This is a genomic window from Phenylobacterium sp. LjRoot219 (genome assembly GCF_964252995.1).
Classification (GTDB): Bacteria; Pseudomonadota; Alphaproteobacteria; order Caulobacterales; family Caulobacteraceae; genus Phenylobacterium.
In genome coordinates this window covers 229,574-254,516 of the sequence record NZ_CAXUQI020000001.1, presented here as the reverse complement: position 1 = coordinate 254,516, position 24,943 = coordinate 229,574, and the positions used below count along the sequence as shown (strand labels likewise).

Annotated in this window: 28 protein-coding genes and 1 pseudogene; 9 read left to right on the top strand and 20 right to left on the bottom strand. The window is 71.0% G+C overall.

Features of this window, described 5'->3' with window-relative positions; all coding sequences use genetic code 11:
• Positions 1–4 precede the first annotated feature (4 nt).
• From ACSQ14_RS01270 to ACSQ14_RS01240, 7 genes are read right to left on the bottom strand one after another with little or no spacing between them, the layout of a single operon-like run.
• Positions 5–808, bottom strand: a complete 804-nt coding sequence (locus ACSQ14_RS01270) for an FkbM family methyltransferase (protein ID WP_436008935.1) — start codon at positions 806–808, stop codon at positions 5–7.
• Positions 805–1,539: a cytidylyltransferase domain-containing protein gene (locus tag ACSQ14_RS01265; protein WP_436008933.1), complete on the bottom strand. Its 735-nt coding sequence runs from the start codon at positions 1,537–1,539 to the stop codon at positions 805–807. The genes ACSQ14_RS01270 and ACSQ14_RS01265 overlap by 4 nt, the downstream gene beginning before the upstream one ends.
• The gene (locus ACSQ14_RS01260) at positions 1,536–2,195 is read right to left on the bottom strand and encodes a glycosyltransferase family 2 protein (protein WP_436008931.1); all 660 of its coding nucleotides are present in this window, start codon (positions 2,193–2,195) and stop codon (positions 1,536–1,538) included. The genes ACSQ14_RS01265 and ACSQ14_RS01260 overlap by 4 nt, the downstream gene beginning before the upstream one ends.
• Positions 2,177–3,253 carry an N-acetylneuraminate synthase family protein gene (locus tag ACSQ14_RS01255; RefSeq protein ID WP_436008930.1) on the bottom strand — a complete coding sequence of 359 codons (1,077 nt, stop codon included), beginning with the start codon at positions 3,251–3,253 and terminating at the stop codon, positions 2,177–2,179. Before ACSQ14_RS01255 ends, ACSQ14_RS01260 begins: the two co-directional genes overlap by 19 nt.
• Complete coding sequence (locus ACSQ14_RS01250; protein ID WP_436008928.1) at positions 3,253–4,128, bottom strand: SDR family oxidoreductase; 876 nt, start codon at positions 4,126–4,128, stop codon at positions 3,253–3,255. Before ACSQ14_RS01250 ends, ACSQ14_RS01255 begins: the two co-directional genes overlap by 1 nt.
• On the bottom strand, positions 4,125–4,991 hold the full coding sequence (locus ACSQ14_RS01245) for a glycosyltransferase family 2 protein (RefSeq protein ID WP_436008926.1): 867 nt from the start codon (positions 4,989–4,991) through the stop codon (positions 4,125–4,127). Before ACSQ14_RS01245 ends, ACSQ14_RS01250 begins: the two co-directional genes overlap by 4 nt.
• Positions 4,991–5,785 (bottom strand): methyltransferase domain-containing protein, encoded by a 795-nt coding sequence (locus tag ACSQ14_RS01240; protein ID WP_436008924.1) that lies wholly within the window; start codon positions 5,783–5,785, stop codon positions 4,991–4,993. The genes ACSQ14_RS01245 and ACSQ14_RS01240 overlap by 1 nt, the downstream gene beginning before the upstream one ends.
• Positions 5,786–5,940: 155 nt before the next feature.
• Between ACSQ14_RS01240 and ACSQ14_RS01235 the strand changes: the two genes are divergently transcribed.
• Entirely contained in the window at positions 5,941–7,479 is a 1,539-nt protein-coding gene (locus tag ACSQ14_RS01235; protein WP_436008922.1) for a glucan biosynthesis protein, read from the top strand.
• 193 nt (positions 7,480–7,672) lie between these two features.
• On the opposite strand, the gene mdoH is transcribed toward ACSQ14_RS01235, so the two are convergent.
• Together mdoH and ACSQ14_RS01225 are read right to left on the bottom strand one after the other, a co-directional pair.
• Complete coding sequence (gene mdoH / locus ACSQ14_RS01230; RefSeq protein WP_436008920.1) at positions 7,673–9,784, bottom strand: glucans biosynthesis glucosyltransferase MdoH; 2,112 nt, start codon at positions 9,782–9,784, stop codon at positions 7,673–7,675.
• Positions 9,785–9,920: 136 nt separating this feature from the next.
• Complete coding sequence (locus tag ACSQ14_RS01225; RefSeq protein ID WP_436008918.1) at positions 9,921–11,564, bottom strand: hypothetical protein; 1,644 nt, start codon at positions 11,562–11,564, stop codon at positions 9,921–9,923.
• Between the two features lie 203 nt (positions 11,565–11,767).
• Between ACSQ14_RS01225 and ACSQ14_RS01220 the strand changes: the two genes are divergently transcribed.
• Genes ACSQ14_RS01220 through ACSQ14_RS01200 form a run of 5 tightly spaced genes read left to right on the top strand, consistent with a single transcriptional unit; the run spans position 11,768 to position 15,230 of the window.
• Positions 11,768–12,487, top strand: a complete 720-nt coding sequence (locus ACSQ14_RS01220) for a response regulator transcription factor (RefSeq protein WP_436008916.1) — start codon at positions 11,768–11,770, stop codon at positions 12,485–12,487.
• Positions 12,456–14,057: a stimulus-sensing domain-containing protein gene (locus ACSQ14_RS01215; RefSeq protein WP_436008914.1), complete on the top strand. Its 1,602-nt coding sequence runs from the start codon at positions 12,456–12,458 to the stop codon at positions 14,055–14,057. The genes ACSQ14_RS01220 and ACSQ14_RS01215 overlap by 32 nt, the downstream gene beginning before the upstream one ends.
• Positions 14,054–14,488 carry an HPr kinase/phosphorylase gene (locus ACSQ14_RS01210; RefSeq protein ID WP_436008912.1) on the top strand — a complete coding sequence of 145 codons (435 nt, stop codon included), beginning with the start codon at positions 14,054–14,056 and terminating at the stop codon, positions 14,486–14,488. Before ACSQ14_RS01215 ends, ACSQ14_RS01210 begins: the two co-directional genes overlap by 4 nt.
• 59 nt (positions 14,489–14,547) lie before the next feature.
• On the top strand, positions 14,548–14,952 hold the full coding sequence (locus ACSQ14_RS01205) for a PTS sugar transporter subunit IIA (RefSeq protein ID WP_436008910.1): 405 nt from the start codon (positions 14,548–14,550) through the stop codon (positions 14,950–14,952).
• A complete protein-coding gene (locus ACSQ14_RS01200; protein ID WP_436008908.1) occupies positions 14,949–15,230 on the top strand; it encodes an HPr family phosphocarrier protein in 282 nt (93 codons plus the stop codon). Before ACSQ14_RS01205 ends, ACSQ14_RS01200 begins: the two co-directional genes overlap by 4 nt.
• Positions 15,231–15,365: 135 nt before the next feature.
• Here ACSQ14_RS01200 and ACSQ14_RS01195 read toward each other — a convergent pair whose 3' ends face one another.
• Both ACSQ14_RS01195 and ACSQ14_RS01190 read right to left on the bottom strand, forming a co-directional pair.
• Positions 15,366–15,647 carry a hypothetical protein gene (locus ACSQ14_RS01195; RefSeq protein WP_436008906.1) on the bottom strand — a complete coding sequence of 94 codons (282 nt, stop codon included), beginning with the start codon at positions 15,645–15,647 and terminating at the stop codon, positions 15,366–15,368.
• A gap of 28 nt (positions 15,648–15,675) precedes the next feature.
• Positions 15,676–16,218 (bottom strand): annotated as a pseudogene (locus tag ACSQ14_RS01190) (TonB-dependent receptor domain-containing protein); the annotation flags it as partial.
• Positions 16,219–16,492: 274 nt separating this feature from the next.
• Between ACSQ14_RS01190 and ACSQ14_RS01185 the strand changes: the two are divergent.
• The gene (locus tag ACSQ14_RS01185) at positions 16,493–17,344 is read left to right on the top strand and encodes a hypothetical protein (RefSeq protein ID WP_436008904.1); all 852 of its coding nucleotides are present in this window, start codon (positions 16,493–16,495) and stop codon (positions 17,342–17,344) included.
• Positions 17,345–17,498: 154 nt separating this feature from the next.
• Positions 17,499–17,930 carry a YidH family protein gene (locus ACSQ14_RS01180; protein WP_436008902.1) on the top strand — a complete coding sequence of 144 codons (432 nt, stop codon included), beginning with the start codon at positions 17,499–17,501 and terminating at the stop codon, positions 17,928–17,930.
• A gap of 16 nt (positions 17,931–17,946) precedes the next feature.
• Here ACSQ14_RS01180 and ACSQ14_RS01175 read toward each other — a convergent pair whose 3' ends face one another.
• From ACSQ14_RS01175 to nth, 9 genes are all read right to left on the bottom strand, one after another.
• On the bottom strand, positions 17,947–18,270 hold the full coding sequence (locus ACSQ14_RS01175; RefSeq protein WP_436008900.1) for a phosphoribosyl-ATP diphosphatase: 324 nt from the start codon (positions 18,268–18,270) through the stop codon (positions 17,947–17,949).
• Entirely contained in the window at positions 18,267–19,040 is a 774-nt protein-coding gene (gene hisF / locus ACSQ14_RS01170) for an imidazole glycerol phosphate synthase subunit HisF (protein ID WP_436008898.1), read from the bottom strand. Before hisF ends, ACSQ14_RS01175 begins: the two co-directional genes overlap by 4 nt.
• Positions 19,040–19,762, bottom strand: coding sequence for a 1-(5-phosphoribosyl)-5-[(5-phosphoribosylamino)methylideneamino]imidazole-4-carboxamide isomerase (gene hisA / locus ACSQ14_RS01165; protein ID WP_436008896.1), 723 nt, complete (start codon positions 19,760–19,762; stop codon positions 19,040–19,042). The genes hisF and hisA overlap by 1 nt, the downstream gene beginning before the upstream one ends.
• Positions 19,759–20,394 (bottom strand): imidazole glycerol phosphate synthase subunit HisH, encoded by a 636-nt coding sequence (gene hisH / locus ACSQ14_RS01160; protein ID WP_436008894.1) that lies wholly within the window; start codon positions 20,392–20,394, stop codon positions 19,759–19,761. The genes hisA and hisH overlap by 4 nt, the downstream gene beginning before the upstream one ends.
• An 8-nt stretch (positions 20,395–20,402) precedes the next feature.
• Complete coding sequence (gene hisB / locus ACSQ14_RS01155; protein WP_436008892.1) at positions 20,403–20,993, bottom strand: imidazoleglycerol-phosphate dehydratase HisB; 591 nt, start codon at positions 20,991–20,993, stop codon at positions 20,403–20,405.
• A 2-nt stretch (positions 20,994–20,995) separates the two neighbouring features.
• On the bottom strand, positions 20,996–21,985 hold the full coding sequence (locus ACSQ14_RS01150; protein ID WP_436008890.1) for an adenosine kinase: 990 nt from the start codon (positions 21,983–21,985) through the stop codon (positions 20,996–20,998).
• A 269-nt stretch (positions 21,986–22,254) separates the two neighbouring features.
• Positions 22,255–22,401, bottom strand: coding sequence for a hypothetical protein (locus tag ACSQ14_RS01145; protein ID WP_436008888.1), 147 nt, complete (start codon positions 22,399–22,401; stop codon positions 22,255–22,257).
• 89 nt (positions 22,402–22,490) lie between these two features.
• Complete coding sequence (gcvA, locus tag ACSQ14_RS01140) at positions 22,491–23,402, bottom strand: transcriptional regulator GcvA (RefSeq protein ID WP_436008886.1); 912 nt, start codon at positions 23,400–23,402, stop codon at positions 22,491–22,493.
• Complete coding sequence (gene nth / locus ACSQ14_RS01135) at positions 23,399–24,088, bottom strand: endonuclease III (RefSeq protein WP_436008884.1); 690 nt, start codon at positions 24,086–24,088, stop codon at positions 23,399–23,401. The genes gcvA and nth overlap by 4 nt, the downstream gene beginning before the upstream one ends.
• A gap of 242 nt (positions 24,089–24,330) precedes the next feature.
• Here nth and ACSQ14_RS01130 point away from each other — a divergent pair, with 242 nt between their 5' ends.
• Positions 24,331–24,804 (top strand): DUF2244 domain-containing protein, encoded by a 474-nt coding sequence (locus ACSQ14_RS01130; RefSeq protein WP_436008882.1) that lies wholly within the window; start codon positions 24,331–24,333, stop codon positions 24,802–24,804.
• Positions 24,805–24,943 lie beyond the last annotated feature (139 nt).

Genomic DNA, 24,943 nt, shown 5'->3' with positions numbered 1-24,943 from the left:
GCGGTCAGAACAGCCGAAGCGTCGTCTCGCCGTAGACGGTCGGCAGCGGGACGGTCGGCTGGACGAGCAGGTCGAAGCCGCGGATGGCGACGTAGTTGCAGTACTGGGCGCGCTCCATGTCGTTGGCGAAGAAGCGCACGTGCTCCAGGCCGACCGGCAGGATGCGGAAGAAGTCGAACCCCAGCGCGTCGAACGCCTGGAAGCAGCCGAGCAGCGGCTCGCCGGTCTCCAGCCAGGCGAACGAATGCTCGAACATCACCGCGCAGGCCGGCGTTTGCGCCAGCAGGCGTTCGGCCCCGCGGATCACCGGGAATTCGAAGCCCTCGGCGTCGATCTTGATCAGCAGCTTGCGGGCGTCGCCGAGGTCCGCCGCATAATCATCGAGCCGGCGGAGCGGCACCTCGACGGTGCTCATTTCCGCGCGGAAACGCGGCGACATGCGCGGCCGGTCGGTGAGGCTGGCGGTGGCGTGGTGGGTGGCGTGGACGTGCAGGATGGCCGAGCCGGGTTTGTCCCCGAGCGCGACCCCTTCCAGCCGGCCGGCGCCGGCCAGCTGCTCGGTGATCAGGGCCGCATGCGCCGGATTGGGCTCGAAGGCGAGAATCCGTGGCGCCGGCGTCCGCGCCGCCGCCCGGGCGAGGAACAGGCCCTCGTTGGCGCCGACGTCGACGAAGGCGTCGGCCTCCGCCAGCAGGGCGTCGAGACAGGCGTACTCGCCGTTGGTCGCCGGATCGCCGTTGTTGTAGCCGTTGGCGAAGGCCCAGGCCCGCTCTGCCTCGCGCCGGGCGATGAACTGCTCGAGCGTCATGGGCTCTCCGAAGGGGCTGGGGGGACGCCAGGATCGTCCGGGTCCGTGCGGGTCGCCCCGGGCAGGGCCTGGATGTCCTCGCTCAGGAAGTCCGGCCGCGTCGGATAGAGCGCTTCGTATACCGATCGGGTGAAGGCGAAGTCGGCCGGCGTGTCGACCGTCCAGCGCCAGAGGTTCTGGTCGAGGCCTTGCGTCACCTGCTCGATCCGGAACCGCTCGGGCCGGAAGTAGAAGAAGGGCGTGACGTGCTCGCGCTCGTAAGGGTCCTCGGCCTCGCGCGCGGCCTGCAGCAGCAGCGGCGCGCGGACCACTTCGACGTCGAGCCCCTTGGGATAGGTCCGCTCGACGGTGTTGGAGGTGTAGTCGGCGCCGGTGGCCAGGTGATGCTCGATCACCCGGTCGATCACCCGCCAGTCGGCCAGCGGACAGTCCGCGGTCACCCGCACCACATGGTCGGCCGGACCGTGCTGCTCCAGTGCGTCTGCGTAGCGGCCGAGCACGTCGACCAACGGCCCGCGATAGGCCAGGCAGCCGAGCTCCAGCGCACATTGCTCCACCACCGCGTCGCCGGGCTCGACGCTGGTCGCCACCACCAGCTCGCCGATCCGCCGGGCGCGGCGCAGGCGCTCGATCTGGCGGGCCATCATCGGCTGGCCGAGCAACGGCGTCATCACCTTGCCGGGCAGGCGGGTGGAGCTCATCCGCGCCTGCAGGATGGTCAGGATCCTCATCGGGCCGGCTCGGCCGGCGGCAGGGCGGCGACCGTGCGGAAGGCCCGCAGCAGGGCGAGGTTGGCGGCCAGCGCCCGGCCGAAGCGCGGGCGTCCCACGCGCCGTTCGCCGCTGACATGGACCTCGGCGAAGCCGCCGCCGGCTTTGCGCCACATCACCGCCGGGGCCATGTTGACGCCAAGCGGCGCGGCCGAGGCCAGCCAGGCGTCGAGCACCGCGGCGGAATAGCCCTTCATGCCGCATAGCGGGTCGCGGATGCCGTAGCGCAGGCGGCCCACTACCGCGATCAGATGCTCGGCCGCGCGCTGGGGCGCGGGGCGGACGCCGCAGACCAGCGGCGCGCCGGCGTCGAACGCCGCGGCGACGGCGGCGAGCACCGCCGGATCGTGCTCGCCGTCGGCGTCGATGGTCGCCACGAACGCGAAGCCGCGCGCCCGGGCGGCTTTGAGGCCGGTGCTCAGGGCGCCGTCATAGCCGGGCGCCTCGGCGCAGATCACCTCCGCGCCGGCGGCCTCGGCGACCTGGCACGAGGCGTCGGTCGAGCGGTCGTCGACCACGAGCACATGGCCGAACGCGCTCGCGCCAGTGGCGACCTGGCCGATGGTCGCGACTTCGTTGTGACAGGGGATCACCACGGCTAGGCGAGATCGGTCCAACGCAGCGCGTCCCCCGCCGCCTTGGCGGCCTTGAGCGTTCGTCCGACCACCGCGTCCAGCCGCCGCGGATCGACCGCGTCGGGCGGGCACGGCCGCAGCGCCTCCAGGTCCTCGGGCGCGAGCCGGTGGCCCGTCGGCAGCGGCGCGCGCAGCCGCAAGGCCCGGCGCTGCACCACCACCGTCTCGCCCTCGTTGGCCTCGACCCGCTTGACCCCGTCGCCCAGCGCCGCCTCCAGCTGGCGCACGGCCTGGACCATCTCGCGCCAGGTGCGCGGGTTCATGGCGAAGCCGTGGTCCGGGCCCTCGCGGGCGTTGTCGTCGGTGAAGTGCTTCTCGATCACCCGCGCCCCGAGCGTCACCGCGCCGAGCACCGCCGCGTGTCCCGGCGTGTGGTCGGAGAAACCCAGGACCATGTCCGGCCAGCGCTGGGCGAAGCTCTGCAGGACCCGCAGGTTGACCGAGCGGAAGTTCTCCTCCGCGCCGGAGTAGTTGGTGTTGCACTGCATCAGCACCAGCTGGCGAGTGTGCGCCAGCACCTGCCCGACGGCGTGCTCGACGTCGGCCAGGTCCGCCGCCCCGGTGGCCAGCAGCAACGGCTTGCCGGACGCCGCCGCGCGGCTGACCAGCGGATCGAAGGTGATGTCGCCGGAGCCGATCTTGATCGCCGGCACGTGCGGCAGCTGGCTGTCCAGCGCCTCGGCGTCGTAGGGGGTGGTCATGTAGTCGATGCCGGCCTCGCGGCAGGTCTCGACCAGGGCGTCGGTCCAGTCGCGGCGGGTGTGATACTGGTCGTAAACCTCGACCACCGACTTCTTCCAGCCGGACTGGTGGGCGACCTGGGCGCCGAGCTCGTCGAAGCCCGGCCCGCTGACGATCTTGCCCGCCAGGAAATGCTGGAACTTGGCGCAGTCGGCGCCGGCCTCCTTGGCGCGCCAGATCAGCTCGCGCGCCCGCGCGAGCTCGCCGTCATGGTTCGCGGCGATGTCGGCGATGAAGTAGGCCGGCTCGTCCAGGGCGGTCCGCCGCGCGCCGATCCAGACCTCGGAATCCCAGCCCATCACGGCCTCGCTCGTTGCATGGCCTGCCCGGCGAACCGTGCGGCGACCGCCTGCAGGCCCGGCAGCCGGCGGCCGAGGACCGCTTCGGCCCGCGATACGTTCAGGCCCAGGCTGTCGGGGCGGCGCACCGCCTGCTGGCCCACCGAGCCCCGCCGGGCGCGGGTCAGCTTGCGCCCGAGCGCCGTGGCCAGCGCCTCGACCAGCTCGGCCTTGGAATAGACCTCCGAACTGGCCAGGTTGATCACGCCCCGCGCCGGGCTCGCCGCCAGGTCCAGCAGGCCCTCGGCGAAGCTCCAGATGTCGAGGATCGAGACGAACTGGTCCTCGAACAGCGTCGCCTCGGTGTCGCCGCCGATCACGCCGAGCGCCCATTCGCCGAACGAGCCGCCGGTCGCCGATTTCAGCCCGAGGATGTTGGTCCGCACCACCAGCGCGTCCGGCGCCGTCAGGGCGAAACCCTCGGCGGCGTATTTGGAGCGGGCGTAGTCGTTCAGTAGCACGACCGGCTCGCCCTCGCCGTGCGCCCGGCGTCCGTCGCCGGAATAGAAATGGTCGGTCGAGACCTGGACGAAGCGGAAACCCTGTTCGCGCGCGGCCTCGGCGAGCAGCGAAACCGGGCGGGCGTTGACCAGCCAGGCCCGGCCCGGATCGCGTTCGCAGTCGGCCACCGAGACCAGCGCCGCGGCGTTGATCACCGTCGTCGGCGCGACCGCGGCCAGCAGCGCCTTGAGCGATGCGGCGTCGGTGAGGTCGACCGCGCGCTCGCCATGGCGCGAGGCGCCGGTCACCGCCAGGCCGCGGGCCCGGGCGGTCTGCAGGAGCGCCGTGCCGGCGAGGCCGGTGTCGCCCAGCACCAGCAGGCGCGGCGAACTCATGCCGTGACGCCGGCGCGCGTCCCGAGCAGCTCGGCCTGGGCGTGCTCGCGCATCGAGCCCAGGGCGGCGCTGAGCCGCACCGCAGCGGCCAGCCAGAACCAGGCGCAGGCCAGCGGCCGGCCGGTCGCCAGGGCCTTCAGCGGCCGCAGGATCGGATAGCGGATCGCGAGGTGGAACCACATGTGCGCCGCCCGCTCCGGATGCTTGCGGCAGAAGGCGGCGTCCATCCGGCCATACCAGCGGAACTTCTCGACATAGTCGGCGACGGTCGGGTGGTGCTCCTGCATCACCTTCGCATGGCCGATGCCGAAGCGGGCGCCCGGAACCTGGGCCAGCCGGTAGCAGAAGTCGGCGTCGTCGCTGATCTCCGGATCCTCGACATCGAAGCGGGCGAGCTCGAACACCGAGCGACGGTAGAGGGCGGGCGCCACCCCGATCATGGTCCGCGGGCCGGGCTGGTGGTGGAAGGTGGCCATGGCCTGACCCTCCGCCCGGGTCCAGAACGAGGTCGGGGCGATATCGACGCCGGCCTGGACGATCAGGAAGTCCATCGCCTCGAGATCGTCCCACAGCCGGTCGAGCAGGTCCGGCTCCGGCCGGTGGTCGGCGTCGATCATCGCCACCAGCTCGCCCTTGGCGGCGTCGGCGCCGAGCTGCCGGTCGAAGGCCAGCCCGCGGCCGCCGGAACGGATCACCCGCACGCCGGCCGCCTCGGCGATCTCGACGGTGTTGTCGGTGGAGCCGCCGTCGACGACGATGATCTCGTCGGCCCCGAGCCGGGCGATCGTCTCCAGGCAGGCCGGCAGGCGGCGCGCCTCGTTGCGGGCGGCGACGACGACGCTGATCGAGGGACGCGGGCTCATCACAGGCGCTCCAGGGCGGCCAGCGCCACGCCGGTGGCGTGACGGGTAAGCCAGGCGGTCTGGTGCGCCAGGGCCTCGGGCCCCGCGGCCTCGATCCAGGCGCCCTCGCCTTCGTCGATCCAAGTGAAGAAGCGCTGTTCCAGCAGCCGGAAGCCCGGGGCCTCGGCGATGTCGCGCCAGCTCTGCGCGTCGTACTCCAGCTGGCGCGTGTAGTAGCCGAGGCTGTCGTGCACCGGCACCGCCCCGCCCTTGCCCATCGGCACGCTGATCAGGGCGATCCCGCCGGGCTTCAGCGCGCGGGCGAAAGCGGCCAGCGCGTCCGGCGTGACCCGCGGATCGCGCGAGGTCGGGGTCTCCTCCAGGGTGCGCCAGCGGGCGAAGGCCGAGTCTGTCGCGGAGCCCGCCGCGTCGAAGCCGATGTGCTCAATGGTCGAGATGCAGGTCACCGCGTCGAAGGCGGCCGCCGGCGCCGGCGCGGTGCGCACGTCGCCATGGATCACCGGGACCGCCAGCGCCGCGGCGCGCAGGTCGTCGGGATAGCGGTTGGCGACCCGCTCCGGCGCGATGATGTCGACGGCGGTCAACGATGCGCCGGCCGCGCGGACCCCGAGCAGGGTCCGCAGCCATCCCAAATCCGAGAGCGCGAAGCCGACGTCGAGGATGTCCGAGCGGCCGTCCAGCCAGGCCTCGGCCCAGGGCGCTTCGATGCAGCGCTCGGACTTGCCGAAACCGAAGCGCGCGCCGGCGGTTGCAGGCGGCGTCCAGCGCGGTGAAATCTGGCGAATCGCGGTCATGAGGGCAGGCTGGAGAGCATCGGATAAAGCATGTTTAACGCGAGGGGCCGCGCCCCCTCCACGACGCCTCTCGTCGCGGCCCTGCGAGCTTCGCCCTGAAAGCGACGCAGGGGCAGGCGATGGCGCCACTCTAGTCCACCGCTCGGAGGATAGCCTTGGATGTAAACCGCCGCTGGACCCTGTCGGCCCTGCTCGCCGCCGCCGCCCCGCCGGGCCTGGCGCGCGCCCAAGCTGCGAACTGGCCGACGGAGGCGCCGCTGGGGCCGCCCGCGCCCTTCTCCTTCGATCGGCTGAAGGCGCAGGCCCGCGCGCTCGCCGCCGAGCCCTATCGGCCGCCCGCCGGGCCGCCGGCCGACCTGGTCCGCGCCGTCGACTACGACGCCGTCGGGCGGATCACCTACAAGCCTGAGGCCACCCTGTGGCGCGGGGACCGCGGAGTGCGCCTGTTCCCGGTCAGCGCCGCGGCGCGCACGCCGGTGACGATCCACGTGGTCGCCGGCGGCCAGGCGCGGCCGGTGATCCACGCCGCCGAGCTGTTCGACATGCCGGCGGATTCGCCGCTGCGACGGCTGGGCGACAATCCGGGCTTCGGCGGCTTTAGGGCGATGAACCCGGACGACGCCACCGACTGGGTGGCGTTTCTCGGGGCCAGCTACTTCCGCTCGGCCGACCCGTTCAACCAGTACGGCCTGTCGGTGCGCGGCCTGGCGATCGACACCGCCGCGCCGACCGCGGAAGAGTTCCCGGTCTTCACCAGCTTCTGGATCGAGCACCCGCCGCGCGCCGGCCTGATCGTCTATGCGCTGCTGGAGGGGCCGAGCGTCACCGGCGCCTACCGCATCACTCATGAGCGCGGCGCGAGCGGCCTGGTCCAGCGGATCACCGCCCAGCTCAACTTCCGCAAGGCCGTCGGCCGGCTGGGGATCGCGCCGCTGACCAGCATGTACTGGTACGGCCAGAGCGCGCGCAGTCCGGGCGACGACTGGCGCCCGCAGATCCACGACTCCGACGGCCTGGCGATCTGGACCGGCAAGGGCGAGCGGCTGTGGCGGCCGCTGCGCAATCCGGCGCGGGTGACGACCAGCAGCTTCCAGGACAAGGCGCCGCGCGGCTTCGGCCTGATGCAGCGCGAACGCAGCTTCGCCAGCTACCAGGACGACGGCGTCTTCTACGAGAAGCGGCCGAGCGCCTGGGTCGAGCCGCTGGGCGACTGGGGGGCCGGCTCGGTGCAGCTGGTCGAGATCCCGACCACGCGGGAGACCGACGACAACGTCGTCGCCTTCTGGACCCCGGCCAAGGCGGTCGGCCGTGGCAGCCGGCTGGACGTCGATTACCGGCTGCACTGGACCGACCAGGAGCCGACGCCGGTCGGCGCGGCCAAGGTGGCCGCGACCCGCTTCGGCCAGGCCGGACGGCCGGGGCATCCGGCGCCGGCCGGCCGGCGCAAGTTCGTCATCGATTTCTCCGGCGGCGAGCTCGGCAAGCTGACGCAACGCGGCGAGGTGCAGGCGGTGGTGACCGCCAGCCGTGGCGCGCCGGTCGAGGCGGTCGCCTATCCGGTCGTCGGCCAGCCGATCTGGCGGCTGATGTTCGACATGGACGTGGCGGCCGGCGACACCGACCTGCGGGCCTATCTGAAGCGCGGCGACCAGGCGCTCAGCGAGACCTGGATCTACACCGTGTCGGCGGCGTGACGGCGAAACGCCCCCTCCGTCTCCCGCCTTCGGCGGGATCCACCTCCCCCGCTTCGCGGTGAAGGATCTGGGCGCAAGATGCTCCACCGCGCAGCGGGGGAGCTGTCGGCGAAGCCGACTGAGGGGGGGCGTTAAGGCCCACAGCGCCCGGGCGTGACCCCCGCATCGCGGGAGCTCCCCTGAGGGGGAGCATCTAAGCCGCGCGGCGGCGGTCGGCGGCGGCCTCGCGGTCCGCCGGCGCCGCGCCGCCGACGATGGTGTAGACGGCGGCCGGCTGGCGCAGCAGCGCCTCGATCCGGCGCCGCGTCTCGGCCTCGGCGGCGTAGGCCGCGCGCAAGGCCCGGGCCCGCGTCAGCACGCGCGGCGGCTGGAGGTCCTCGGGGATCTGGAACAGCCGGTCGCGCGCGGCGGCGTCGGCCGCCGGCCGCGAGGTGCGCACCGACAGCAGCGCCGAGAGCGTCAGGCTCAAGAACACCGGGCTGGTCCAGATCAGGAAGTTCTTGCTGAGGAAGAAGGCCCCGACCGCGCCGATCGCGCCCAGCAGGACATGGACGCCATGCGCGCGCCAGGCGTCCTTGCGGCTGAGCTCGGCGCCCTGGCGGTGCTGGGCCGACCAGCCGCTGTCGCGGCCGAGCAGCACCTCGATCACCGCGACGCTCTGCATCACCATCATCACCGGGGTCATCAGGATCGAGCCGAGCGTCTCGACGACGACGCCCAGGATCAGCTTCGTAGCCCCGCCGAAGCCGCGGCGCAGCTCTCGATCGCGCAGCGCCAGGACCAGCGCCAGGACCTTCGGCACGGCCAGCAGGCCGAGCGAGACGGCGAACAGGGCCACGACATAGCCATAGGCCGGCGAGCCCAGCGCGATGTGCTGCGCCGGCCAGACCATCGCCCCGTTGACCAGCAGCAACAGCCAGAGCAGCGGCGTGACGTAGGCCAGCACGCCGCACAGCAGGTGCAGCCGGCTCACCCAGTGCAGCCCGGCCGCCGGCAGCACGCGGATGTGCTGCAGGTTGCCCTGGCACCAGCGGCGGTCGCGGGCGGCGGTGTCGAGCAAGGTCGGCGGGCTCTCCTCGTAGCTGCCGACCAGGCCGGTGATCGTACGGACCGACCAGCCGCCGCGCCGCAACAGCGCGGCCTCGACGAAATCGTGGCTCATGATATGACCGCCGAACGGTCGCGGTCCGGTGAGGTGCGGCAGCCGCGCGCAGCCGGCGAAGGCGGCGACGCGGATGATCGCGTTGTGGCCCCAGTAGTTGCCCTCGGACCCCGACCACCAGGCCTGGCCGGCGGCGAACACCGGGCCGTAGAGCCGGTTGGCGAACTGCTGCAGCCGGGCGAAGGGCGTGGCGGCGTTGACGATCGAGGGCACGGTCTGCAGCAGGCCCAGGCGCGGATCCTCGTCCATACGCGTGACCAGCTCGGCGATCGCCTCGCCGCTCATCAGGCTGTCGGCGTCAAGCACCAGCATGTAGTCGTAGCGGCCGCCGTAGGTCTCCACCCACTCGCCGATATTGCCGGCTTTGCGGTCGGTGTTGCGCGCGCGGCGCCGATAATAGATCCGCGGCCCGTCGCGCAGCCGGGCGCGCAGGCGCAGCAGCCCGGTCGCCTCGGCCCTGGCGATCTCCTCGACGCGGGTGTCGCTGAGGATGAAGAAGTCGCAGGCCGTCGCGAGGCCGACGTCGCGGACCTCCTCGGCCATCGCCTGAATCGCCGCCAGCACCAGGCCGGGATCCTCGTTGTAGACCGGCAGCAGCACGGCGGTCCGGGCGGCGCGCCCCGGACCGGTCGCGGCCGGACGCGGCTTGCCGGCGGAGAACGCCGTCAGGAAGCCCGCCACGGCGCCGATGAAGCCGAAGGCCAGCCAGCCGCCCAGCAGGCTGGAGAGCAGGATCGCGGCGACTTCCCAGCCCGAATAGGCCCCATCGCGGCCCAGCACCGCCGCCAGGCCGACCGCCTGGGCGACCGCGAAGGCGAAGGCCCCGAGCAGCAGGATCGCCCGGTTGCGCCCGGTCCCGCGATCGTCGGCCAGCGCGTCGGCGCGATCACTCGCATCACGATCCAAATTCTGCTGCGGCATCGCCAGCCTTGCGCGCGCCGGCGTCGACCGCAGCGCCGGATAGGCGGCGGGCTTGGCGTCCACGTCCTTCGGCGAGGCGGCCGACCGTTCGGCGGCGCGCGGCGCGACCACCACGGGCCGGCGACGGCGTCGCGTCTTCGGCGCGGCGAACGTCGCTCGCAGCTCCTCGATCAGGCTCGGCTGGACCGAGGGAGTCAGCTGATCGTCGTCGACGACAGTCATTTATCCCCTGCGTAAGCTGTACCCTGCCGCCTTAGATAGCGCTTGGGTTCAACGCAACCGGGACAGCACGATCAGGCGAATTGAAGGCGCTAGGTTGAGAAAGCTGTTGTGGCGCCCGATCTGTCGGCGCCTGTGACTAAGCGGCCAGCCCGGCCTGCTGAAGAAGCGTGCGGACGGCCTCGACCTGATCGGGGGCTTCGGTGAGCGCCGTGCGGGTCTCCGGCAGGCGCACAAGCTTCAAGGCCTCGGCCCGGGCGCGGTCGGCGGCGGGTCCGAGCGGGGCGGACTCCCCGGCGGCGAGCCGCAACAGCACGGTCAGCCTGTGCAGCGGCGGCGCCTTGGCGCGGGCCAGCGAGGCGGCGAGCTTGGCCTCGCCCTCGATCAGCCCGCCCAGCTCGCCGAGACGGCCCTGGACGGTCGCGGAATCCTCCGGCGCCAGGCCGCAGCGGCCGACCTGGCGCTGCAGGGCGGCGAGCTTGCCCAGCCGCGCGGCCGCGGTCTCCTCGGCGTTGCGGAACTCGGTCTCGAAGCGCAGCGCGCCGACCACGCCGGCGATCCAGCGGCTGGCCACCCGCTTGTTGGCCGCGCCGATGACGTTCTCGGCCAGCCAGATCAGCGCCTGCGCCTCTTCGAAGGCGTTGCGGCCGCGGCCCAGGTAGGCGTCGACGAAGTCGCCGGTGACCAGCATCTTGGAGCGCGCCGAGAAGGCGGCCTGCACGTCCTCCAGCGGCAGCAGCCGGCCGGCCGCGGCGGTCAGCGACATCGCCAGGGCGCGCAGCAGTTCGATTTCGGCGATGGCGTCGTCGGGGCGCAGGCGGCGCGGCCCGTTCAGCTCGCGCAGGATCCGCTTGCCGAGGCCGGTGCGGACCTCCTCGAACGCCTCGGCGGCCAGCCAGCGGCCCAGCCGCTCGGCCGCGGGCCCCAGCGGCGGCATCACCTTGGCCAGCTTGGCGTCGTGCCGCACCAGCATGTCGACCGCCTCGCAAGCGGTCAGCCGGGTCAGCGCGGCGAGCTGGCCGCCCATGTCGAGCCCGGAGCCGATCAGGTCCTCCAGGCCGGGCTTCACCCCGAGGATTTCGGCCAGCGGCTGCTCGAGCACAGTCATCGCCAGGGTGCGCGCCGGCCCGGTGGCCGGGGCCTCGTCGGCGAGGTCGAGCAGGCGGGTGACCTTCTCGCTCCAGGACTCGGCCGAGGCGATGGCGCCGGCGACGCCCGCGCCCAGGTAGTAGCTCGGGTCCGGCTCGGTCACGGTCCGGCGGGCGGCCGAGGCGAAGCTCTCCCGCGAGAGGTCCGGCAGCGCGCCCTTGCGGCCGTCGCGCATCAGCCGCTCGAGCGTGCGTTCGATCAGCCCGAAGTAGGTGCGCATCAGCTCGTGGACCGAAAATCCGCGTTCGGTCGCTTCCGGCACCGAAATCTTCTGCACGGCGTGCTGCAGGTCGCCGCTGGAGGCCTCCAGCTCCTCTGCCAGGTCCGGCCGGTGCAACAGCTCGAAGGGGGTCGCCCGATGGCGCTCCAGCCACTCCTCGAGCAGCCGGCCGATGCGCTCGCGGGCGTGCAGGGTGTAGAGGTCCTGCGGCTGGACGCAGAGCGGCTCGAACTCCTTCTTGGCCTCCTTCTTGCGGCCAAGCTCGGGCGCGCCGAGATTGAGGATCGAGACCGTGGCGAACTCGCGGGTCTCCTCGTCCAGGGTCTCCTTGGTGACCTTGGCCGCGGCGAAACCGTCGTTGGCGATCAGACCTTCGGCCGTCCGGACGGCCGCCGCACGGTCTTCGGTCGCCATTTCGAGGACCCAGCCAGCGCCGGGCTTCTTGCGTCCGAAGACCTCGTAATGTACCCGCGCGCCAACCATTTACGTCCCCCGCCCCGGGAACTTGGCGCCATTAGCCTTAAGGCGGAGTTGAGCCTGTAGGGTGGCGCCCCATTGAGGCCACACCGCGCGCCGACTAGCTTAACAAACGCGACGTAGGAGACAGCGAACTCAAGATGGCCAAGATCACCCTGGTGGATGACGATGAGAACATCGTCGCCTCGGTCAGCCTGGCGCTCGAGAGCCACGGCCACACGGTCAAGGCGTACTACGACGGCGCTGCAGGCCTCGCCGCGCTGGAGACCGAGCCGCCCGACCTCGCGATCCTCGATGTGAAGATGCCGCGGATGGACGGCATGGAGGTGCTGCGCCGGTTGCGCCGGACGTCCGACATCCCCGTGATCATCCTCACCTCCAAGGACGAGGAGATCGACGAGATCCTCGGCTTCAACCTGGGAGCCGACGACTACATCCACAAACCCTTCAGCCAGCGCCTGCTGATCGAGCGGGTGAAGGCGGTGTTGCGCCGCGCCGGCATCGAGACCGAGGAGCCGTCGTCCGCGGCCGCCGCGGCGGCCGCCGCCGAGGGCGCGCGGGCGATCAAGCGCGGCAAGCTGACGCTCGATCCGGCCCGCCACGACTGCCTGTGGGACGGCAAGCCGGTCAAGCTGACCGTCACCGAGTTCCTGCTGCTGCAGTCGCTCGCTCAGCGCCCCGGCTTCGTGAAAAGCCGCGACAATCTGATGGACGCGGCCTACGACGATCAGGTCTACGTCGACGACCGGACGATCGACAGCCATATCAAGCGCATGCGCAAGAAGTTCCGTGACGTGGACCCGGAGTTTGACGCGATCGAAACCCTCTATGGCGTCGGCTACCGATACCGCGAAACCTGAGCGAAAGCGGCGATCCTACCGTTCCCGCTGGCTGCCAGTTTCCCGCCTCGGCCGGCTGATCCTCGCGCTCAACCTGCTCGGCCTGGCGATCCTGATCGCCGGGGCGCTGGTGCTCAACGAGCTCCGGCGCGGGCTGGTCAATGCGCGCATCGACAGCCTGACCACCCAGGGCGAGCTGATGGCCACGGTCATCGACCAGGCCGCGACCGTCGGCGAGCCGACACCGGCGCTGGACGCCGAGTACGCCAGCCGCGTGCTGCAGATGATCGCCAACCCGAAGGCGCAGCGGGCGCGGCTGTTCGACGCCAACGGCAAGCTGATCGCCGACTCCGACTGGGTGGCCGACCGGGTGGAATGGCGCCAGCTGCCGCCGGCGCGGGCGCGCAACGCGCCGGACACCTTCGCGCTCGACTTCCGCGGGACCCAGAAGGAGAAGCCCGCCACCCCGGAGGGACGCGAGGCGCTGCAGGGCGAGGTCGCCGCCGCCCTGCGCGGCAAGCATGTCGCCCAGCTGCGCACCGGCGAGACCGGCCAGCGGGTGGTCTCGGTGTCGATGCCGATCCAGCACGTCCGGGCAGTGCTCGGCGTGCTGACCCTCGAGGCCAGCGACGTCGACGAGATCATCGCCCGCGAACGCGCGGCGCTGATCCCGTTCATCCTGATCGCCATCTCGGTGATGCTGGTCTCGTCGCTGCTGCTGAACAGCCTGATCGCCCAGCCGGTGCTGCGGCTGGCGCGGGCCGCCGACCGGGTGCGGCTGGCCGGCGCGCGGGCGATCTCGCTGCCGGACCTGGCCGATCGCGACGACGAGCTCGGCGACCTGACCCGCTCGCTGGAGGCGATGACCCATTCGCTGTCCGAGCGGATGGACGCCATCGAGAGCTTCGCCGCCGACGTGGCGCACGAGATCCGCAATCCGCTGACCTCGCTGCGCTCGGCGATCGAGACCCTCGACCTGGTCACCGATCCGGCGGCGCGGGCGCGGCTGCTGGGCATCCTGCAGAACGACGTGCAGCGGCTGGACCGGCTGGTCACCGACATCTCCAACGCCTCGCGGCTCGACGCCGAGCTGTCGCGCGACCAGCCGAAACGCATCGACGTCACCCGGCTGATCGGCGACATCGTCAGCACCTACGAGGCGCGCAGCCGGCCAGGCGAGCCGACGGTCCGCTTCCAGCGCCCGGCGCCGCCGGTGACGGTGACGGTGCGCGGGCGCGAGGTCCCGCTCGGCCAGATCTTCCGCAACCTGATCGACAACGCCCGCTCGTTCAGCCCGCCGGACGCCGAGGTGCTGGTGGCGCTGGCGAAGGTGCGGGACAAGATCGTGGTGATGGTGTCCGACCACGGCCCGGGCATCCCGCCGGAGAACCTGGAGACCATCTTCCAGCGCTTCTACACCTCGCGCCCGAAGGGCAAGGCGTTCGGCGGCAACTCCGGGCTTGGCCTGTCGATCGCCCGGCAGATCGCCGAGGCCCACGGCGGCACGCTGGTGGCGAAGAACCGCGTCACCGACGACGGCGAGGTGGTCGGCGCGATGTTCCTGCTCACCCTGCCCGAGGCCAAACTGTGATCGCCCACGCCGGCCTGGTCGCGCAGCGCCTGGGCGGCCGCTGGCGCGGCGCGCTGATCGAGGGCCCCTCGGGCGCCGGCAAGAGCGACTTGGCGCTGCGCGCGCTCGACCACGGCTTCCGGCTGATCGCCGACGATCGGGTGGTGGTGTGGGCCTGCGAGGGCCGGCTGTTCGGCCGCGCGCCGGCGACGCTCGCCGGGCTGATGGAGGTGCGCGGCTTCGACGTGGTCGGCGAGCCGGCGCTGCCGTTCTGCGAGATCGGCCTGGTGCTCGCGCCGGGCGCGCCGGAGCGTCTGCCGGACCCGGAATGGGCCGAATTGTTGGGGATTCGACTTCCCCGGCTCACTCTGCCCTACCGCGAAGCTTCGGCGCCTGCGAAACTGGGTCGCGCGCTGAGCACTCTTTACGTCGCCAACCAGAGGCGTATGTAGCTCGGCTCGCGCAGCGCTTTTTGCGTGCGACGGTCGGGGACGTCCTTGAGAGAACAGGCATGATCGGGCTTGTGATCGTGACCCACGGTCGGCTCGCCGAGGAATTCGTTCTCGCGATGGAGCATGTGGTCGGTCCCCAGTCCGCGGTCGAGGCGATTTGCATCGGACCGGAAGACGACATGGAGAAGCGCCGCAAGGACATTCTCAACGCCTGCAACCGGGTTGATTCCGGCGGCGGGGTGATCCTGCTCACCGACATGTTCGGCGGCACGCCCTCGAACCTGGCCATCTCGGTGATGGAGCAGACGAAGGCCGAGGTGATCGCCGGGCTCAATCTGCCGATGCTGATCAAGCTGGCCAGTGTCCGCACCCGTCAGAGCCTCGAGGAGGCTGTGGCCTGCGCCCAGGAGGCCGGCCGCAAGTACATCTCGGTGGCCTCCTACGTGCTGGCGGGCGAGAAGTGAGCGAAGCGGTCGTCGTCCGCACCGTCGAGATCATCAACAAGCGCGGACTTCACGCCCGCGCCTCGGCGAAATTCGTCAAGCTGGCCACCGAGTTCGACGCCGAAGTGCGGGTCAGCCGCGACGGCACGGTGGTCGACGCCCGCTCGATCATGGGCCTGATGATGCTGGCCGCCGGCCCGGGCTGCACGATCGACATCGAGGCCGAAGGCCCGGAGGCCGAAAAGGCGATCTCGGCGCTCGCCGACCTGGTCGCCGACCGCTTCCAGGAAGAGGAATAGCGGGCGCCGTCCATCGCGACGCACCGCTCACCCGGCGAAGGCCGGGGCTAGACGAAACCCACCAAGCGCTCTGGCTGAAGCTGGATACCGGCCTCGCCGGTACGCCCGGAAGCAATTCGCCTAAGCCGCGCTCCCCTAAAAGCTGAACTCGAGGCCCGCGCTCAGCCGCCGCGGGGCGGTGATCGAGGCGGAATCGTCGGCTCGGGTTTCGCCCGGCGAGACGTCGGTGGCGGCGATGGTGTCGAAGATGTTGGTCACCGCGGCGAACAGCCGGGCCGGGCCGGCGCGATAGCTGACCTGGGCGTTGGCGATGGCGTAGGGCGTCACCTTGCCGCGCGGGTCGTTGAAGGCGTCGGAGTAGTAGGCGTCGGAGTCGAACGACGTCGAACGACGCGCCGAAGCCCTCCGGCGGTGCATAGGTCAGGCCCATGGAGAGGGTGAAGGCCGGCGCATGCAGCAGGTCGTTCCCCTGCACGCTCGGGTCGGCGTACTCGTTGACCTTGGTCTTCAACAGCCCCGCCTGGACGAAGGCGTCGAGGTTGTCGACAACCCGGAAGCGGGCCTCGATCTCGGCCCCGTAGGTGTTCGCCCGCTCGGCGTTGCCGATCACCAGCGAGAACACCGCCGGATCCGGATTGACGTCGAACGGAAGCTGCAAGTCCGTGTAGTCGTTGTAGAAGACGTTCGCGCTGACGGTCAGCCGCGGGTCGAACAGCTGGCCGCGGGCGAACAGCTCGTAGTTCCAGACGAACTCGCTCTTGTAGATCGAGGTCGGGAACGGCGGCTCGAAGGCGACCTGGATGCCGCCGGCGTTGTAGCCGCGTCCGGCGGTCGCCCCGACCGTCAGGTCGTCGGTGGCCCGCCAGGTCACGGTCGCGCGCGGCAGGAAGGCCGTGAAGGTCTCGTGGAAGTCGATGCCGATCATGCCGGAGAGGGCGGCGCCGTCGCGGTCGCGCTCCTCCTCCTCGTAGCGGGCGCCGAGCGTCAGATCGACCCGGTCGGTCGGCTTGAAGAACTCTTATTGCGAAGCATTCCTGTTCGCAAGAGTCATGCGATTGACTCGCAGTTTCATGGCGCGGAGGCGCCGCGACCAAAAACCCAGCGGGCCAGACGGCGCGTCCTGGCCCCTCCCTAAGGGTTCGCCACGGCGCCGAGGGCGCCACTCAGGGTTTCCCCGGATAGCCGGGGCCTGTCCAGAGCGTGAGCGTGCCAGTCGATGGCGACGCAGCGGGCGCGTCGCTCGGGCCGCATGGGAAACGCACATGGACTGGCGCCATCTCGACAGCTGGCTGAACCGCACCGACCTGCCGGTGCTCGCCGCGATCCTGTTCGGCGCGATGTGCGCGGCGGCGGCGATCGGCTTGCTGCTGCAGCGCTCTCGCCGGAACGCCGCGGTCCAGGACGGCGAGAGCGGCCAGGAAGGCTACATCGTCTCCGCCGTCCTGGGGCTGCTGGCGCTGCTGCTCGGCTTCACCTTCTCATTGGCGGTCGATCGTTTCGACGCTAGGCGGCTGCTGGTCCTCGAGGAGGCCAACGCCATCGGCACCGCCTATCTGCGATCCCAGCTGCTCGCCGAACCGCATCGCGCACGGATGAGCGATCTGCTGGTGCGCTACACCGACAACCGCATCGCGCTGGCCAAGGCCAGGCCCGCCAGCACGGCGCAGCAGCAGTTGCTGGCGGTGAACGACGCGTTGATCACGGACATCTGGGCGGGGACCAGCGCGGCGTTCGACAGCATCAAGGGGCTGGATTTCTCCAGCGCCTATCTCGACTCCGTCAACCTGGTCATCGACCTGGACGCGTCGCGCCGGACAGCGCGCGCCGCGCGGGTGCCGACGGAGGTGTTCGTCGTGCTGTTCGTCTACCTGGTCACCACCGCCGGGGTGCTCGGCTACGTGCTGAAGGGCATGCGAGGCCGGCTCGCCGCCGGCTTCCTGCTGGCGCTGCTGACCCTTTCGCTGATCCTGATCATGGACATCAACCGCCCGGCGGTCGGCGGCATTTCCGAAAGCCAGCGGGCGATGGAGGAGCTGCGGAAATCGCTGGCGACCCAGTCGCCGGCCGTCTTCGACAGATGGCGGGCCGCGGTGCCGGCGACGATCGCCCGCTGAGCGGTTGCGGCCAAGGTGGCCGCCGCGGCGAGAGGCCGCCAAGCCGCAAAGGGGCCGGGGTGCGGGTTTGCCCTGATCCCCACGCGCCGCCCGTCGCGCCTAAGCTGTCGACCCAGGCCTCGCCGGTCTTGCTCGGCGACCGCGGAGATCGCCCGTGAGCGTGTCAGACGCCCCGCACTTCGACGCTCAGCCGTCCGCCAGCAACCACTTCGCCTGGATGCGCACCCTGATGGCGCTGCAGCGCACCCTGCTGGCGGCGGTGCGCACCGCCGTGTCGTTGATCGGCTTCGGCTTCACCGTCGCGCAGTTCTTCCAGAAGCTGGTCGGTCATCTGCCGGGCGACATGCGTCACCTCGGCCCGGACGCGCCGCGCGACCTCGGCCTGACCCTGATCGCCGCCGGCGTCATCTCGCTGGCGATGTTCACCTGGCAGTACCGCCAGGCGACCAAATACATGCGGAGCGGCGACTTCGCCGCCATCGCCTCGGCCGACGACCGGTCGCTGCACACCTCCAGCTACATGGTCGCCTTCGTGGTCATGGCGATCGGCCTGGCGGCGTTCGGCTCGGTGTGGCTGCGGTTCTAGCCGCAGGCGCGGCTCCTCAGCCCTTGCGCCCGGCCTTCTCGGCGAGCCCGGACGTGCCTTCGCGGGCTTCGAGCTTCGCCGCCACCTCGTCGAGCGAGACGCCGGCGGCGGCCAGCACCACCAGCCAATGGTAGATCAGGTCGGCGCTCTCGGCGGCGACGCCGGCCTTGTCGCCCTGGGCGGCGGCGATCACCGTCTCCACCGCCTCCTCGCCGAGCTTCTTGGCGGCGCGGGCCGGATCGGCGAGCAGCTGGGCGGTGTAGGAGGCGGACGCGGACGCGCCCTTGCGCGCCTCGACGGTCACGGCGAGCCGTTCGAAGACCTCGGTGAACCGGCTCATGTGGCGCGTTCCGTCAGCCGCACCGGAATGCCGGCGGCGGCCATCTTGCTCTTCACCTCGCCGATCGACACCTCGCCGAAGTGGAAGATCGAGGCGGCGAGCACCGCGTCGGCCCCGCCCTGCACCACCGCGTCGACCAAGTGCTGGGCGTTGCCGGCGCCGCCAGAGGCGATCACTGGCACGCCGACCGCCGAGGTCACCGCCTTCAGCAGTTCCAGGTCGTAGCCGATCTTGGCCCCGTCGCGGTCCATCGAGGTCAGCAGGATCTCGCCGGCGCCGCGGGCCACCACCTCGGCGGCGTAGTCGACGACGTTGAGCCCGGTGTCCTTGCGGCCGCCGTAGGTGAACACCCGCCAGCCGCCGTCTTCAGTGCGCTTGGCGTCGATCGCCACCACCGTCGCCTGGCTGCCGAAGGCGTCGGCGCAGGCGCTGATCAGGTCGCGGTTCTCAACCGCGGCGGTGTTGATCGAGATCTTGTCGGCCCCGGCCAGCAGCAGCCGGCGGGCGTCCTCGACCGCGCGGATGCCGCCGCCGACCGACAGCGGCATGAAGCAGACCTCGGCGGTGCGGGCGACCACGTCGAGGATGGTGCCGCGGTTCTCGTGGCTGGCGGTGATGTCGAGGAACATCAGCTCGTCGGCGCCGGCGGCGTCATAGGCGCGGGCCTGCTCGACCGGATCGCCGGCGTCGCGCAGCGAGACGAACTGCACGCCTTTGACGACGCGCCCGTCCTTCACGTCCAGGCAGGGAATAACCCGGACCTTGAGCATCAGGCGGCGACCTCCAGCGCTTCGGCCGGGACGATGTCGCCGTTGTAGAGCGCGCGGCCGAGCACCGCGCCGGCGATCGGCGTGCCCTTGCGCGCCTTCAGATTGATGATGTCCTGCACATTGGCCAGGCCCCCGGCGGCGATCACCGGGATCGCCACGACGTCGGCGATCGCGCCGAACGCATCGACGTTGAAGCCCATGGTGGTGCCGTCGCGGTCGATGTCTGTGATGATCAAGGCGCCGACACCGACGTCCTCGAAGCGCTTGGCGACGGTGATGGCGTCGAGGTCGGAATCCTCGGTCCAGCCCTGCACCGCGACCTTGCCGGCGCGCACGTCGACGCTGACGGCGATCTGCTCCGGCCACAGCCGCGCGGCCTCGCGCACGATCTCCGGCTCACGCACCGCGACGGTGCCGAGGATCACCCGGCTGACGCCGGCTTCGATCCAGCGCTCGATGTCCGGCAGGCTGCGGATGCCGCCGCCGAGCTGCACCGGCACGGAGACCGCGCCGAGGATCGCCTCGACCGCCGGCGCATTGGCCGCCTTGCCCTCGACCGCGCCGTTCAGGTCGACGACGTGGATCCAGTGGAACCCGGCGTCGGCCCATTGGCGCGCCTGCGCGCCCGGGTCGGAGTTGAACACGGTCGCCTGCTCCAGATCGCCGCGGATCACGCGCACGCACTGGCCGTTCTTGAGGTCGATGGCGGGGTAAAGAATCACGGTCGCCACTCCAGGAAGCGCGCCAACAGGGAAAGCCCGGCGTCTTGCGACTTCTCGGGGTGAAATTGAACGCCGGCGACGTTGCCGCGCGCTACGGCCGCAGGGAAGCGGCCGCCGTGGTCGACCCAAGCCGCCACGTCTCGTTCGTCCTTCGGGTGGATTGCGAAGGAGTGGGTGAAATAGACCGCCCGGCCGTTGGCCAGATCGGCCAGAACGGCCAAGTCGGAGACGTCGGTCAGCGCGTTCCAGCCCATGTGCGGGACCTTGGCCGAGGCGTCCTTGGGCTCGAGCTTGCGCACCTCGCCCTCGATCCAGCCGAGGCCGGCGGTCTCGCCGAACTCCAGGCCGCGCGAGGCGAGCAGCTGCATGCCGACGCAGACGCCGAGGAACGGCGCGCCCTTGCCACGCACCGCCTCGGTCATGCCTTCGATCAGGCCCGGGCGCGCCTTGAGCGCCGCCATGCAGGCGGCGAACGCGCCGACGCCGGGCAGCACCACCCGGTCGGCGGCGGCCACCACCGCGGGATCGTCGGTGACGACGATGCGCGCGCGTCCGTCGGCCGCCTTCACCAGCGCCTTTTCGGCGGAGCGAAGGTTGCCCGACCCGTAATTGATCAGGGCGACGTTCTGCATCTTCGGACCTAGAGCACGCCCTTGGTCGAGGGCGCCTGGCCTAGCGTCTTCGGGTCAAGCTCGACCGCCTGGCGCAGCGCCCGGGCGAGCGCCTTGAAGCCGCTTTCGGCGATGTGGTGCGAGTTCTCGCCGTAGAGCGTCTCCAGGTGCACGCAAGCGCCAAGGTTCATGGCGAAGGCGTGGTGGAACTCCTTGAAGAGCTCGGTGTCCATCTCGCCGACCTTCGGGCGCGCATAGTTCACCCGCCAGATCAGGTAGGGCCGGTTGGACAGGTCCAGCGCGCAGCGCGTCAGGGTCTCGTCCATAGGGATGTAGGCGTGGCCGAAGCGGCGGATGCCCTTGAAGCCGTCGAGCGCCTTGGCGATCGCCTGCCCCAGCACGATCCCGGTGTCCTCCACCGTGTGGTGCATGTCGATGTGCAGGTCGCCCTTGGTCTCGATGTCGACATCGATGCCGCCGTGCCGGGCGAAGCTCTCGAGCATGTGGTCGTAGAAGCCGATTCCCGTCGAGATCGTGGACGCGCCGGTCCCGTCGAGATCCACGCGCACGCGGATCTGCGTCTCCTTGGTGTTACGGACGACCTCCGCCTGACGGCTCATAATCAATATCCCTTTGCGGCCGCGAGATCCTTCAGCGCAACCTGGGGGCGCGGGCCGTAGTGCGAGATCACCTCGGCCGCCGCCAGCGACGCCAGCCGCCCGCACGCCTGCAGCGGCCGGCCCCGCGAGAGACCGAACATGAATCCGGCTGCGTATTGGTCGCCAGCGCCCGTCGTGTCCACGACTTTCTCCACAGCCTCGGCCGCGACCGTCAGTCGCTCACCTTCAGATAGGATCACCGAACCCTTTTCGCTGCGGGTCACGGCGGCGAGCTTCACCCGCTCGCGCAGAGCGTGCGCGGCCTGGTCGAAGTCGTCGGTCTGGAACAGCGCCTTGGTCTCGACCTCGTTGGCGAACAGCAGGTCGACCTGGCTCTCGATGAAGCCCATCAGCGCCTCGCGGTGGCGCTCGACGACGAAGCCGTCGGACAGGGTCAGCGCCAGCATCCGGCCCGAGGCGCGGGCCAGGCCGGCGGCCTTGGCGAAGGCGCGGCGGGCGGCCTCGGCGTCGAACAGATAACCCTCGAGGTAGACGATCTTCGCGCCCTCGATCACCGCGGCGTCGACGTCGGCCTCGGTGAAGGCGGTCGAGGCGCCGAGGTAGGTGCACATGGTGCGCTGGCCGTCGGGCGTGACGTTGATCATGCACGCCGCCGTCGCCGGGCCGCCGACCAGCGGCGCGTTCTCGAAGCGGGCGCCGATCGCGCGCATGTCGTGGGCGAACACCCCGCCGAGTTGGTCGTCGGCGACCTTGCCGAGGAAGGCGCCCTTGCCGCCGAAGCTGGCCAGGCCGGCGACGGTGTTCGCCGCCGAGCCGCCGGAGGTCTCCACGCCCGGCGCCATCTTGGCGTAGAGCGCCTGGGACTGGGCCTGGTCGACCAGCATCATCCCGCCCTTGGCCAGGCCATGGGTCTCCAGGAAGCCGTCTTCGGCGGGCGCGATCACATCGACGATGGCGTTGCCGATCGCGGCGACGTCGTAGAGGTCTGGCATGCTTGGGCTTTCCGGAAATTCGCGAGCGCGACTTACAGGGAAAGCCCGGCCGGGGCAACGCGAGCCTACCTCCCCCGCGAAGCGGCGGGAGGGGGACCATGCGCCGAAGAGCGCATGGTGGAGTGGGCAAGCCGCTGGCTTGGCTGCGCCACTACGGCCAGAAACGATACGGCGGCAATTATTTCCAAGCGGCAGTCGCTCGCCTGTGGCCTGCCCCTCCACCGCCCCTCCCGCCATCGCGATGCGATGGGGGAGGTAGGCGAGAACCTTCAGGCGGCCGTCAGGATCAGCGCCCCGAGCACGGCCGGCGAGACGATCACGAGCAGGATGAAGCCCCAGAAGACCGCGGCGCGGACAGCCTCCCATCTGCCGGTCTCGGCGAGGCAGGGGTGGGATTCGACGGCGAGACAGGTCATGGCGCCTCTCCAGTTGCTTCAAGAGCAGCTGAATGCGCCTGCCGAGCTTCCCTGACAAAGGAGAAGAACGGCCTTCAAGTGACTTCAGGTCACCTGGGGTGCAGGCCGTCCTGGGTCGCCTGCTCGATCAGCCAGCCGCGGAAGCGGCGGATCGCCGGCAGCTCGGCCTTTTCCGGCAGGGTGAGGATCCAGTGGTTGAGGTGGCCCGGGATCGCCAGGTCGAACGGCCGCACCAGCCGGCCGGCGGCGAGTTCGTCGACCACCATCGCCTCCTGGGCCAGCGCCACGCCGCGCCCGGACAGCGCCGCCTCGATCGCCAGATAGGTGTTGCTGAATTGCAGACCGCGGGTGGCGTCGATCTCCGGCACGCCGGCCGCCTCCAGCCAGTGCCGCCAGGTGGTCTCGGTCGGCGTGAGGTTCACGTCGGCCAGCAGCAGGGCGTGGGCGAGGTCGCGCGGCTCGCTCAGCGTCTGGGTCTGCAACAGGCGCGGACTGCACACCGGGAACATCCGGGTGTCGATCAGCCGGGTGACGGCGTAGCCCGGATACGGCCCGGCGCCGTAGCGAATGGCGATGTCGATACGGTCGCGCACCAGGTCCGCCGGCAGGTCGGAGGCGGCGATCATCACCTGGATGTCCGGATAGCGCTGCTGGAAGTCATGCACCCGCGGCACCAGCCAGCGCGCCGCCAGCGAGTGCATGACGCTGATCGTCAGCGGCCCGGCGTGAGCGCCTTGCGCCTCGGCGACCGCCGCCTGCATCGCGTCCAGCCCCTGGCGCACGCCCTCCGCCAGCCGCTCGCCGGCCGGCGTCAGCCGCACCGCGCGGTTGAAGCGCTCGAACAGCCGCAAGGCCAACTCGGTCTCCAGCGCCTTGATCTGCCGGCTGACCGCGCCTGGGGTCACCGCCAGCTCGTCGGCGGCCTTCAGGAAGCTCTGATGGCGGGCGGCCGCCTCGAAGGTGCGCAGCGCGTTCAGCGGCAGCCGCGCGAGCGAGATCATCGCCCGTTCACGAACAGATGCCGCGACGGGCAGAGGTCGCCGACCAGGCAATCCTCGCACTTCGGCCGCCGGGCGACGCAGGTGTAGCGGCCGTGCAGGATCAGCCAGTGGTGCGCCCGCGTCAGATAGGGCTCGGGGATCAGCGCCATCAGTTGCGCCTCGACCTGGTCCGGCGTCTTGCCGTCGGCCAGGCCCAGCCGGTGCGACACCCGAAAGACGTGGGTGTCGACGGCGATCGCCGGCTCGACCCGCAGCTCGTTCAGCACCACCGAGGCGGTCTTGCGGCCGACGCCGGGCAGGGCCTGCAGCTTCTCGCGGTCCAGCGGCACCTCGCCGCCGTACTGCTCGACCAGGATGCGCGACAGGGCGACGACGTTCTTGGCCTTGGTGTTGAACAGGCCGATCGAGGAGATGAACGACTTCACCCCCTCCTCGCCCAGGGCCAGCATCTGCTCCGGCGTGTCGGCGACCGCGAACAGCTTCTTCGTCGCCTTGTTCACCCCGACGTCGGTCGCCTGGGCCGACAGCGCGACCGCGACCACCAGGGTGTAGGGGCTGTCGTAGTCGAGCTCGGTGCGCGGATCGCTCTCCTCGCTCTCGAACCGCTCGAAAATCTCGAGGATGCGGGCGCGTTCGGCGGGCGAGACGCGCCGGGCGGCGCGAGGCTTTAGAGCGGGCTTGGCCATGAGCGGCGGAAGATGGCGCGGCGAGGGACGATTGTCATCCTCGGCTGTCATCCCGGTTTCGCGCAGCGAAGACCGGGAGCCAGGAACACGAGGCTTCAAGCACGTCCCAAGCGGCGCCCTTGCGGATTGCCTTCCTGCGCCGTGTTCTTGGGTCCCGGACAGCCGCTGCGCGGCTTCCGGGATGACAGATTTAAAGGGCGCCTGCGCTGGAGCGATCCGCGCGGCGGGATTACTCTCCACCCATGGCCTCGCTGCTCTACATGGACGCGGAGATCCGGCCCAACCGGTCGCTGTCCGAGCGCGGCTTCATCATCCTGATCGCCATCGTCACCGTGGCGAACTGCGCCTCGGCCGCGGTGTTCCTGGCGATGGGCGCGACCTTCGTGCCGATCTTCCTGGCGATCGACGTGGTGGCGGTGGCCGTCGCCTTCCTGGTCAGCTTCCGCGCCGCGCGGCGGGTCGAGCGGGTGCAGGTGACCTCCAGCGAGGTCCGGGTGATCCACGAGACCGCGAAGGCCGCCCAGCTGGTCTGGGAGTCGCCGACCGCCTTCACCCGCGTGCAGGTCGAGCGCGAGGCGGAGCGGACCGTCGGCGTCAAGCTCGCCCTGTCCGGCCGCGAAGCCGAGGTCGCCGCCGCGCTCAGCCCGCGCGAACGCGCCGACTTCGCCAAGGCGCTGGAGCGGGCGATCTGGCGCGCGAAGCGCGAGCGGGTCTGACGCCTCCCCGTCCGCTCATCCCCGCGAAAGCGGGGACCCAGGCTTTTTTGTTCGCCAGCGCCCGGGACGCGAAAACCCCTGGATCCCCGCTTTCACGGGGACGAGCGGATGAATTCCACCGCGCCGCGTGCATAGGTCC

Coding starts and splice junctions, on each gene's coding strand:
- nth (WP_436008884.1), bottom strand. CDS start 24,088: ATGGCCAAGCCCGCTCTAAAGCCTCGCGCCGCCCGGCGCGTCTCGCCC.
- ACSQ14_RS01255 (WP_436008930.1), bottom strand. CDS start 3,253: ATGGGCTGGGATTCCGAGGTCTGGATCGGCGCGCGGCGGACCGCCCTG.
- ACSQ14_RS01215 (WP_436008914.1), top strand. CDS start 12,456: ATGGCGTCGGCTACCGATACCGCGAAACCTGAGCGAAAGCGGCGATCC.
- ACSQ14_RS01175 (WP_436008900.1), bottom strand. CDS start 18,270: ATGAGCCGGTTCACCGAGGTCTTCGAACGGCTCGCCGTGACCGTCGAG.
- ACSQ14_RS01245 (WP_436008926.1), bottom strand. CDS start 4,991: ATGAGCCCGCGTCCCTCGATCAGCGTCGTCGTCGCCGCCCGCAACGAG.
- ACSQ14_RS01265 (WP_436008933.1), bottom strand. CDS start 1,539: ATGAGGATCCTGACCATCCTGCAGGCGCGGATGAGCTCCACCCGCCTG.
- ACSQ14_RS01240 (WP_436008924.1), bottom strand. CDS start 5,785: ATGACCGCGATTCGCCAGATTTCACCGCGCTGGACGCCGCCTGCAACC.
- hisB (WP_436008892.1), bottom strand. CDS start 20,993: ATGAGCCGTCAGGCGGAGGTCGTCCGTAACACCAAGGAGACGCAGATC.
- ACSQ14_RS01250 (WP_436008928.1), bottom strand. CDS start 4,128: ATGAGTTCGCCGCGCCTGCTGGTGCTGGGCGACACCGGCCTCGCCGGC.
- ACSQ14_RS01130 (WP_436008882.1), top strand. CDS start 24,331: ATGGCCTCGCTGCTCTACATGGACGCGGAGATCCGGCCCAACCGGTCG.
- ACSQ14_RS01270 (WP_436008935.1), bottom strand. CDS start 808: ATGACGCTCGAGCAGTTCATCGCCCGGCGCGAGGCAGAGCGGGCCTGG.
- ACSQ14_RS01185 (WP_436008904.1), top strand. CDS start 16,493: ATGGACTGGCGCCATCTCGACAGCTGGCTGAACCGCACCGACCTGCCG.
- hisH (WP_436008894.1), bottom strand. CDS start 20,394: ATGCAGAACGTCGCCCTGATCAATTACGGGTCGGGCAACCTTCGCTCC.
- mdoH (WP_436008920.1), bottom strand. CDS start 9,784: ATGACTGTCGTCGACGACGATCAGCTGACTCCCTCGGTCCAGCCGAGC.
- ACSQ14_RS01205 (WP_436008910.1), top strand. CDS start 14,548: ATGATCGGGCTTGTGATCGTGACCCACGGTCGGCTCGCCGAGGAATTC.
- gcvA (WP_436008886.1), bottom strand. CDS start 23,402: ATGATCTCGCTCGCGCGGCTGCCGCTGAACGCGCTGCGCACCTTCGAG.
- ACSQ14_RS01195 (WP_436008906.1), bottom strand. CDS start 15,647: ATGCACCGCCGGAGGGCTTCGGCGCGTCGTTCGACGTCGTTCGACTCC.
- ACSQ14_RS01225 (WP_436008918.1), bottom strand. CDS start 11,564: ATGGCGACCGAAGACCGTGCGGCGGCCGTCCGGACGGCCGAAGGTCTG.
- ACSQ14_RS01145 (WP_436008888.1), bottom strand. CDS start 22,401: ATGACCTGTCTCGCCGTCGAATCCCACCCCTGCCTCGCCGAGACCGGC.
- hisF (WP_436008898.1), bottom strand. CDS start 19,040: ATGCTCAAGGTCCGGGTTATTCCCTGCCTGGACGTGAAGGACGGGCGC.
- ACSQ14_RS01220 (WP_436008916.1), top strand. CDS start 11,768: ATGGCCAAGATCACCCTGGTGGATGACGATGAGAACATCGTCGCCTCG.
- ACSQ14_RS01150 (WP_436008890.1), bottom strand. CDS start 21,985: ATGCCAGACCTCTACGACGTCGCCGCGATCGGCAACGCCATCGTCGAT.